The sequence below is a fragment of the Streptomyces sp. NPDC090083 genome, assembly GCF_044747445.1.
Taxonomy (GTDB): Bacteria; Actinomycetota; Actinomycetes; order Streptomycetales; family Streptomycetaceae; genus Streptomyces.
On the sequence record NZ_JBIVED010000026.1, the window covers coordinates 1 to 9,341 of the forward strand.

Consider the following 9,341-nt stretch of genomic DNA (forward strand, 5'->3'; position numbering starts at 1 on the left):
GACCTGGTCATCGAGACCGGCAACCGGCAGGCCTTCATCGGCTCCCCGTCGACGGTCGCGAGGACCATCAACGACTTCGTGCAGGCCGACGCGAGCGACGGCTTCATCCTCGTTCCACACATCACCCCGACCGGCCTCGACCCGTTCGCCGACACGGTCGTCCCGCTCCTCCAGGAACAGGGCGTCTTCCGCACCGACTACGAGGGCCCGACCCTGCGCGACCACCTCGGCCTCGCACACCCCGACGACAACCGCGACGAACAGCGGGTGGCCTCGTGAAGTTTCTCGCGATCACCCTGATCGTGCACCGGCCGGACCCGGTCACCGGGGTACTGAAGTCGACGCACGAACGCTTCCGTGAAGTTGTCAAAAGCGCTGTGCTGGCCGAGGAGTTGGGCTTCGACGGCTTCGGAGTGGGGGAGCGACACGAACGCCCGTTCATCTCCTCGTCCCCGACCGTCGTGCTGAGTCATGTGGCCGCCCTGACGAAACGGATCCGGCTCTTCACGGCCGTGACCACCCTCAGCCTGCTGGACCCGGTCCGGGCATACGAGGACTACGCGACCTTGGACCACCTGTCCGAGGGCAGGCTGGACCTGATCATCGGCAAGGGCAACGGCGCCGCCCAGCGCGACCTGTTCCAGGTCACGCCCGAGGACCAGTGGGACCGCAACGCCGAGAGCTACGAAGTGTTCCGGCAGATCTGGCGGCAGGACAAGGTCACCGCGGACACCCGTTTCCGCCCGCCGCTGGCACAGGCGGAGGTGTGGCCGCGGCCGTACCAACAGCCGGTCCGGGTCTGGCACGGCAGCGCCACCAGCAAGGAGTCGGTCGACCTGGCCGCCCGGTACGGCGACCCGCTCTTTTCGGCGAACGTCACCAACCCCATAGAGCCGTATGCCGAGTTGATCCGCTACTACCGCGAACGCTGGGAGCACTACGGCCACGATCCGACGCGGATCGCCGTCGGGGCGGGCACGGCGGGCATCCATGTCGCCCCGACCTCCCAGGAGGCGCTGGCGGTGTACCGCCCGGTCTTCGAGTCCAATCTGGCGTTCTTCAGGAAAGCCGGTCTGCCAGTGGTCTTCGAGACCCTGGAGGACTACGTCGAGCGCAGCTCGGCCCTGATCGGCAGCCCGCAGCAGGTCATCGACAAGGTGCACCGCTACCACGAGCAGTTCGGGCACACCGTCGTCCATCTGCACGCCGACGCGAACGGCCTCCCGGACGCCGAGCACCGCGCTTCGCTGGAGCTGTTCCAGTCGGCGGTCGCCCCGACCCTGCGCAGGGACATCCCGGACCCACCCTTCGACTGGAGCCCCGTGCTTCCGACACCACCGACCACCCAGGAGGCCACCCGTGCCTGACATCCCCCTCGGCGTCCTCGACCTGGTCCCGATCCCGTCCGGCTCGACGGCGGCCGATGCCCTGCGCAACTCCATCGATCTCGCCCAGCAGGCCGAGCGCTTCGGATACGCCCGCTACTGGTTCGCCGAGCACCACCTCAATCCCGGCGTGGCCGGCACGTCACCCGCCGTCGTCCTGGCGCTGACCGCATCCGCCACCTCCACCATTCGGCTCGGCTCCGGAGCCGTGCAACTCGGGCACCGCACAGCGCTGTCCACCGTGGAGGAGTTCGGCCTGATCGACGCGCTGCACCCCGGCCGTTTCGACCTGGGCCTCGGCCGCTCGGGCGGCCGCCCGCCGGGTCAGCCGACCGAACCGTCGCCGACCGCGCCCCCGGTCGTCGACGGCCGTACCCCGAACGGCCTGTTGATCCCGCCACGCTTCTCCTTCGCACATCTCCTCGGCTCACCCAGAGTCGCCCTGCAACGCAGGCTGCTCCTGCTCCCGGGCGCCGAATCCCAGGACTACGCCGAACAGATCGACGACCTCCTCGCCCTGCTGGCCGGCACCTATCGCTCCCTTGACGGCGTCGAGGCGCACGTCGTGCCCGGGGAGGGCGCCGACGTCGAGGTATGGATCCTGGGCAGCAGCGGTGGCCAGAGCGCCGAGGCGGCGGGGGCGAGGGGGCTGCGGTTCGCCGCGAACTACCACGTCAGCCCGGCCACGGTTCTGGAGGCGGTGGAGGGCTACCGGTCCTTCTTCCAACCCTCCGAGTCCCTGGACAAGCCGTACGTCAGCGTCTCCGCCGACGTCGTCGTCGCCGAGGACGACGCCACCGCCCGCGAACTCGCCACCGGCTACGGTCTGTGGGTGCGCAGCATCCGCAGTGCCGAGGGTGCCATAGAGTTCCCGACGCCGGATGAAGCGCGTACTCACACGTGGACCGACGCGGACCGAGCCCTCGTCCAGGACCGCATCGACACCCAGTTCGTGGGCTCACCGGGCCGGGTGGCCGACCAACTGGAGCAACTTCAGGAGGCTACGGGCGCGGACGAGGTGCTCATCACGACCATCACTCACGACCACACGGACCGGGTCCGCTCCTACGGACTGCTTGCCGAGGAGTGGCGCCGACGAGGTCACTCCTTCCCGTCGAGCTGATGCTGGGGAGCACCGCACCGGATGGGTGCACGCGATCGTTCTGACACGGCTGCGTCGTCGTCGCGCTGACAGCTGATGGCTCTCCGCGCGGATACGGCGACGCGAGGCCGTCGACGCTGAGGCGATCTCGCACCCGCCCTCCGATGTACGCGACGACCTGGCCGAGCGCCACGCGCTCGCACAGCCGCTCGGCACCGGTCAGCCACATGAGGGACCGCACAGGCTCAGAACCAGTGACAGCGGCGTGCTCCGCCCCTCGGTGTCGACGACGACACGCCCTCGGCCCACCGCTCCTACTCCTCGTCGACGACCTGCTGCCAGTCCAAAAGCGGCAGACCCCGAAGGCGCGGGAACCGACGGCGCGGAAAGCCGAGTCCGACTCCGCCGCCTCCCACTCCTGACCGTCGCCCGTACATGAGACAACGAACCGAAAGGTCCTCCCATGGCCACCGTCCTGTCCGTCTCCGGAAGCCCCTCCGCCACCTCCCGCACGGCCCGGCTGCTGCGCCACCTCGACGAGCGGCTCGTCGCGCAGGGGCATGAGGTGATCCCGTTGGATGTTCGTACACTCCCTGCCGCAGCGCTGCTCGGTGCCGATTTCGCTCACCCGGCGATCGTCCGGACCACCGCCTTGTTCGAGCAGGCAGACGGGGTGGTGATCGGTACTCCTGTCTACAAGGCCGCCTACTCCGGGCTTCTGAAGTCCCTGCTCGACCTGCTCCCGCAGTACGCGCTGGCGGGCAAGACGGTCCTGCCGCTGGCAACCGGTGGTACGAACGCCCACGTCCTGGCCATCGACTACGCCTTGCGCCCGGTCCTGTCGTCCATGGGACCCGCGCACATCACCCCGGGTTGGTTCACACTCGACAAGGACATCACGATGGGCGAGGACGGCACGCTGACCGTCGCCCAGGGGGCGGCGGAGGCTCTGGCACAGGTCACGGACCAGTTCTCGGCGGCGCTGGTTGGGCGTACGGCCTTGCTGGCCGCCACCGGATGAGCGCCGTCACCGTCGTCGCGCGTGCCTCCTGGGACCCGCCGAGGGATCGCTTCGTTGACGACAGACCAGCGTGCGCTGGGACATCTGTCTGACAGGCATTCCTCGGTCCGATACTCGAACGCAATTGCATCTAGCGGACCGCAGAGGTGAGCGCCGCTGAACTCGGGCACCCTCACAAACGGTGTGGCGAAGACCTGTCGAGGTCTCCACCGCACCGGCCAGTTCAACGTCCAGCCGGTCATTTCTTCAACCAGCCGACCTTCGTGTAGTCCACGTCCGCGAGGCCGCTCGCGCCGTAGTTGGCGAGGTTCGAGCGGACCGCGAGGACCTGCGGGCGCTGGTAGACCGGAATGGAGTGGCCCAGAGCCCAGATCTTGGCGTCGGCCTCGTTGTAGAGCTTGTTCGCATTGGTGGTGTCCGTCGTCTCGGTTGCCTTCTTCAACAGGGCGTCGATCTCGGGGGAGCCGACGGAACCGTAGTTCTGGTACAGGTTCTTGCCGGACGGCTGGCGGTAGATCGGGTAGGCCTGCGAGCGGAAGGTCTGGTCGACCCAACGGAAGCTCGTCAGGTCGAAGTTGCCGATGGTGACGTACTTGGAGAAGTAGTCGTTCGACGGCACCTTCACGATGTTCAGCTTGATCCCGGCCTGGGCCAACTGCGCTTGGACCAGCTCGGACTGGTCTACCTGCGCGGAGGTGGAGCCCGCGCTGAGCGTGTAGCCGAGCGTGAGCTGCTTGCGTGCTTTGACCCGTTTGCCGCCCTGGAGCGTCCAGCCCGCCGCGTCCAGCAGCTCGCCCGCCTTCTTCAAGTTGTACGTGCCGTACGTACCGGAGTTGTCCTGGTAGCCGGCCTGGTTGGGCATGAAGAAGTGGCTTCCGTACGGCTTCAGTTGGACGGGCAGGTCCTTGCCGAAGGCGATGGCGATCGACTTGCGGTCGATGGCGTGCTGGAGTGCCTGACGGACGCGGATATCCTTGAGCGGTCCACGCGCGCCGTTGAACTCGATGTGCACCTCGTCCCAGCGGGAGCCGACGCGGATGTCGGTGCCCGCCGCCTTGTACAGCCGCTTGTAGTCCTCGGGCAGGAGCGCGCTCGCGGAGTCGATCTCCTTGTTGAGATAGGCGTCCGTCCAGGCCGAGTAGTCCAGGGCCCGGAAGACGATCGAGTCCAATTTAGGTTTCGTTCCCCACCAGTTGGGATCCGGGACGGCCGTGACGGTCTGGGCCGTCTTGTCGTACGAGGAGATCTTGAAGGCGTTCGATGTGATTGGGATCTGTTGTGTCCAGCCCTTGTTGAATTTGTCCGGGGTGTCGATCGCGGCTGCCGGCAGAAGCGGGTTGAACAGGTGCTTCCAGTCGGCGTACGGCGTGGAGAAGGTGACCTTGACCTGGTGTGCGTCGGCACCTTGTTGGACCGCGCCGATTTGTTCGTAGCCGGAGGTGTCCGCGGCCTCGTACGCCTTGTTCGTGCCGTTGTTCGCCTTCCACAGAGCTTCGAAGTCCCGCCAGCCGAGGGACTTTCCGTCGGACCACTTCGCCTTGGGGTTGAGCTTGTAGACGACGGTCTGCGGGCTGGTCGAGGTCACTGAGGCGGAGAGCAGGAAGTCCGTGTCGGGGTTGGACTCGCCCTGCGCGTCCGCCCAGAACAGCCTGGGCTCCACCAGTTCGTTGATGTCCGTCGCGTCACCCTGGTTGCCGTTGGCGGTGTAGCGGTTGTAGTCCGCGATCCACTGCGAGATCGCCAGCTTGAGGGTGCCGCCCTGCTGGATGTCGCTCAGCGGACGGGCGTTGATCTCCGCGCTGCCGGCCGGAGCCGCGCTCTTCTGGACGGCGGGTTTGCCGCCGTCGGAGGAGCCGCAGCCGGTCACCAGCAGCGCGGTGGCCGCGGTGGCGGCGATCCAGGCTGCGGTGGAGGTCTGTCGCATGTCGGTGTCCTTTGTGAGGCCTGTGTCGTCGGTGGGACGCACCGAACGTAGAACGGCCTACGACCTGAGGGGGAGACCTCCTGGACACCTGACATGTTCTCTTCATGATGTGGCAACACGAGACCTGGACCATTTCCACTGTGCCTGCCTACCTGGCCAAACGACTCGGCTACTACGCCCTGTTGCTCCTGGCCGCCGTCTGCCTCTCCTACCTGTTGGCCTCGCTCGCCCTCCACCCGCGCGAGTACTACGCCGGCCGGCAGCCGCCCATCCCCGTCGCCTCGGTGAACCACCATCTCGACGAGATCGGCGTCAACGACCGCACCCCGCTGCCGAGCCGCTTCCTGCGCTGGCTCGGACACGCGGTGCGCGGCGACCTTGGCGAGACCATCGACGGCACCTCCGTCGACGCCGAGTTCGGCCGCAGACTCGGAGTCAGTCTGCGGCTGCTGCTGGCCGGAACCGTGTTCGGTACCGTCGCGGGCGTGCTCGTCGGCGCCTGGACGGCCGTACGCCAGTACCGGATCAGCGACCGGGCCGTCACCCTCGCCTCCTTCGCACTGCTCTCGACTCCCGTGTTCCTGCTGGCGATCCTCCTCAAGACCGGCGCGATCTGGTTCAACCAGAGCACGGGCACGGATCTGATCCAGTTCACGGGAGAGAAGAGCCCCGGCGTGACCGACGGCTTCTGGACCGTCCTGAGGGACCGCAGCGTGCATCTGCTGCTGCCCACCCTCTCCGTCGCCCTCTTCGCCGTCGCGAGCTACAGCCGCTACCAGCGCAACACGATGCTCGACGTCCTCGGCTCCGACTATCTGCGCACCGCACGGGCCAAGGGCCTCGCCCGGCGGACGGTCTTCCTCAAACACGGACTGCGTACGGCCCTCATCCCCATGTCGACCTACTTCTCCTACGGCTTCCTCGCCCTGTTCACCGGCGCCATCTTCACGGAGACGATCTTCGGCTGGCACGGCATGGGGGAGTGGTTCGTCGCGTCCATCGGCAAGAACGACGTGAACTCCGTGGTCGCCGTGAACCTCTTCGCCGCCGTCACCGTTCTACTCTCCGGCTTCCTCGCCGACGTCCTGCACGCCGCGCTCGACCCCCGTATCAGGCAGGCATCATGACCACGGCCCTCATCGCCGAAGAGGCACCCGTCGCTGCGCCTCCCGCCGGCCGCGCCACCGTCGTCCTGCGCCGCTTCCTGCGCAATCGCGCCGCCCTCGCCGGAGCCGTGGTCCTGGTACTGCTGTTCCTGCTCGCCTTCGTCGGACCGTATGTCACCCCGTGGTCCTACAGCCACATCGACTACACGGCGCTGCGGGCCGCACCCGACGCCGACCATTGGTGGGGTACCAACCGCATCGGCCAAGATGTGTTCGCGCAGACCGTACGCGGCCTCCAGAAGTCCCTCATCATCGGACTGCTCGTCGCCGTGCTCGCCACGGGGCTCGCCTCGCTGGTCGGAGCCTGCGCCGGATACTTCGGTGGGTGGACCGACCGCCTGCTCATGTTCTTCGTGGACCTCCTGCTGGTCTTCCCTTCCTTCCTCATCATCGCGATCGTCTCGCCCCGACTGGACTCCAGCGGCTGGTTCGCCCTGGTCGGACTGCTCGGGCTCTTCGCCTGGATGATCACCGCCAGGGTGGTGCGGTCCATGACCCTCTCCCTGAAGGAGCGCGAATTCGTGCGCGCCGCACGGTACATGGGCGTCGGCCCCTTCCGGATCATCTGGCGGCACGTCCTGCCCAACGTCGCGTCCTTCCTCATCATCGACGCGACCATCCAGGTCGGCGGCGCCGTCATGAGCGAGACCGCCCTGTCCTACTTCGGCTTCGGCGTCCAGCCCCCCGACGTCTCGCTCGGCACCCTGATCGCCGACGGAACCAGCGCCGCCGTCACCTACCCATGGATGTTCTTCTTCGCTGCCGGACTCCTGGTCGTGTTCGTCCTGGCCGTGAACCTGGTCGGCGACGGGCTGCGGGACGCGCTGGACCCCACCTCGAAAGGCGCATCCCGGTGAGCCCGATACTCCAAGTGACCCATCTGGACGTCGACTTCGACGGACGACCCGCCGTGCGCGGCGTAGCTCTCACCCTCGACCGAGGTGAAGTCCTCGGCCTCGTCGGCGAGTCGGGCTCCGGGAAGTCCGCGACCGCGCTCGCCGTCCTCGGTCTGCTGCCGGGCAACGCGACGGTCCGCGGGTCCGTACGACTCGACGGACAGGAACTCGTCGGAGCCTCGGAGCGCCGACTCACCAGGATCCGTGGCAGCCGCGTCTCCATGGTCTTCCAGGATCCGCTCTCCGCGTTCACACCCGTGTACCGGATCGGAGACCAGATCGCCGAGGCGGTCCGCGCGCACCAGGACGTCTCCCGTGAACAGGCCCTGAAGCGAGCGGTCGAACTGCTCGACCTCGTCGGCATCCCCGAACCTGCCCTGCGTGCACGGGCGTTCCCGCACGAGTTCTCCGGCGGCATGCGCCAGCGCGCGATGATCGCCATGGCGATGGCCAACGACCCCGACATCATCCTCGCAGACGAACCCACCACCGCCCTCGACGTCACCATCCAGGCACAGGTGCTCGACGTGCTGCGGACGGCGCAGCACGAGACGGGGGCCGCGGTACTTCTGGTCAGCCACGACCTCGGTGTCATCGCCGGGGCGGCCGACCGGGTGGCCGTGATGCACGAGGGACGGGTCGTCGAGTCGGGCACGGCCGTCGCGGTCTTCGAACGGCCCCAGGAGCCCTACACGAAGCGGCTGTTGGCGGCCGTCCCACGGATGGACGCCCCGCGCATACCCCAACCCCCCACTGGGGAAACGGTGTTGAAGGTGCGCGGGCTCACCAGGACCTTCCCGCTCCTCAAGGGAACCGCCTTCAAGCGCCGGATCGGGTCCGTGTACGCGGTCGACGGCGTCGACCTCGACGTCCGGCGCGGGCAGACGCTCGCCCTGGTCGGCGAGTCAGGGTCGGGGAAGTCGACGACGCTCTTCGAACTGCTCGAACTGGCCCGGCCGCAAGGCGGATCGATCGAGTTGTTCGGCCAGGACCTCGCCGGGCTCGGCAAGGCGGAGGTGAAGGCCCTGCGCCGCCGCGTCCAGATCGTCTTCCAGGACCCGATGGCCTCCCTCGACCCGCGGATGCCTGTCGGGGACATCATCGCCGAGCCGCTGCGCACCCAGGGCGCCGACCGGGCGACGATCGGCCGTCGCGTGCCGGACCTTCTCGCCCAGGTCGGGCTCGACCCGGCCCACGCCGAGCGCTACCCGCACGAGTTCTCCGGCGGCCAGCGGCAGCGCGTCGGCATCGCCCGCGCACTGTCCGTCGAGCCGGAACTGCTCGTCCTCGACGAACCGGTCTCGGCCCTTGACGTCTCCGTCCAGGCCGGAGTGCTCGACCTGCTGCAGCGCCTGAAAGAAGAGCTGGGCCTCGCCTACCTCTTCGTCTCCCACGACCTGTCCGTCGTACGCAACATCGCCGACCGCGTGAGCGTGGTCTACCTCGGCCGCACGGTCGAGGCCGGTCCCGTTGACGATGTCTTCGAGCGTCCCCGGCACCCCTACACCCAGGCCCTCCTCTCCGCCGTGCCCCTGCCCGATCCGGTACGCGAACGCGAGCGGCGGCAGTCGCGGATCCTGCTGGCCGGGGACCCGCCGAGCCCGACGCGACGCTACGACGGCTGCCGGTTCCGGGCGCGCTGCCCCCTCCACGTACAACTGGAGGAGGCGGAGCGGCAACGGTGCGCTCAGGAGATTCCGGCGCTCGACGGGGACGGGGCGGCCTGTCACTTTCCCCGCGTGCGGGAGGTTGTCTAGTAGTGCTTCGTTAGGTTCTGGTTCTGCTGGTGGTGAGGGGGCGGCCGCAGGTGGTGCAGGTGCCGGTCCAGCACATCAGCAGGTTTTGGA

Annotated in this window: 7 protein-coding genes and 1 pseudogene; 7 read left to right on the plus strand and 1 reads right to left on the minus strand. The window is 68.0% G+C overall.

Going from position 1 to position 9,341, the window contains the following annotated elements; genetic code table 11:
* From ACIPTO_RS42730 to ssuE, 4 genes and pseudogenes are all read left to right on the plus strand, one after another.
* Positions 1 to 279: pseudogene (locus ACIPTO_RS42730) on the plus strand (F420-dependent methylene-tetrahydromethanopterin reductase); the annotation flags it as partial.
* Entirely contained in the window at positions 276 to 1,367 is a 1,092-nt protein-coding gene (locus tag ACIPTO_RS42735; RefSeq protein ID WP_401201263.1) for an LLM class flavin-dependent oxidoreductase, read from the plus strand. The pseudogene ACIPTO_RS42730 and the gene ACIPTO_RS42735, both read left to right, overlap by 4 nt.
* Positions 1,360 to 2,508, plus strand: a complete 1,149-nt coding sequence (locus ACIPTO_RS42740) for an LLM class flavin-dependent oxidoreductase (RefSeq protein WP_401201265.1) — start codon at positions 1,360 to 1,362, stop codon at positions 2,506 to 2,508. Before ACIPTO_RS42735 ends, ACIPTO_RS42740 begins: the two co-directional genes overlap by 8 nt.
* 442 nt (positions 2,509 to 2,950) lie before the next feature.
* A complete protein-coding gene (gene ssuE / locus ACIPTO_RS42745) occupies positions 2,951 to 3,508 on the plus strand; it encodes an NADPH-dependent FMN reductase (protein ID WP_401201267.1) in 558 nt (185 codons plus the stop codon).
* Positions 3,509 to 3,746: 238 nt separating this feature from the next.
* Here ssuE and ACIPTO_RS42750 read toward each other — a convergent pair whose 3' ends face one another.
* Positions 3,747 to 5,432 carry an ABC transporter family substrate-binding protein gene (locus tag ACIPTO_RS42750; RefSeq protein ID WP_401201268.1) on the minus strand — a complete coding sequence of 562 codons (1,686 nt, stop codon included), beginning with the start codon at positions 5,430 to 5,432 and terminating at the stop codon, positions 3,747 to 3,749.
* Between the two features lie 140 nt (positions 5,433 to 5,572).
* On the opposite strand from ACIPTO_RS42750, the gene ACIPTO_RS42755 reads away from it, so the two are divergent.
* The 3 genes from ACIPTO_RS42755 to ACIPTO_RS42765 are packed head-to-tail and all read left to right on the plus strand — an operon-like array spanning position 5,573 to position 9,251.
* Complete coding sequence (locus tag ACIPTO_RS42755; protein ID WP_401201270.1) at positions 5,573 to 6,559, plus strand: ABC transporter permease; 987 nt, start codon at positions 5,573 to 5,575, stop codon at positions 6,557 to 6,559.
* Positions 6,556 to 7,455 (plus strand): ABC transporter permease, encoded by a 900-nt coding sequence (locus ACIPTO_RS42760; RefSeq protein ID WP_401201272.1) that lies wholly within the window; start codon positions 6,556 to 6,558, stop codon positions 7,453 to 7,455. The genes ACIPTO_RS42755 and ACIPTO_RS42760 overlap by 4 nt, the downstream gene beginning before the upstream one ends.
* Positions 7,452 to 9,251: a dipeptide ABC transporter ATP-binding protein gene (locus ACIPTO_RS42765; protein WP_401201275.1), complete on the plus strand. Its 1,800-nt coding sequence runs from the start codon at positions 7,452 to 7,454 to the stop codon at positions 9,249 to 9,251. Before ACIPTO_RS42760 ends, ACIPTO_RS42765 begins: the two co-directional genes overlap by 4 nt.
* The last annotated feature ends 90 nt before the right edge of the window (positions 9,252 to 9,341 follow it).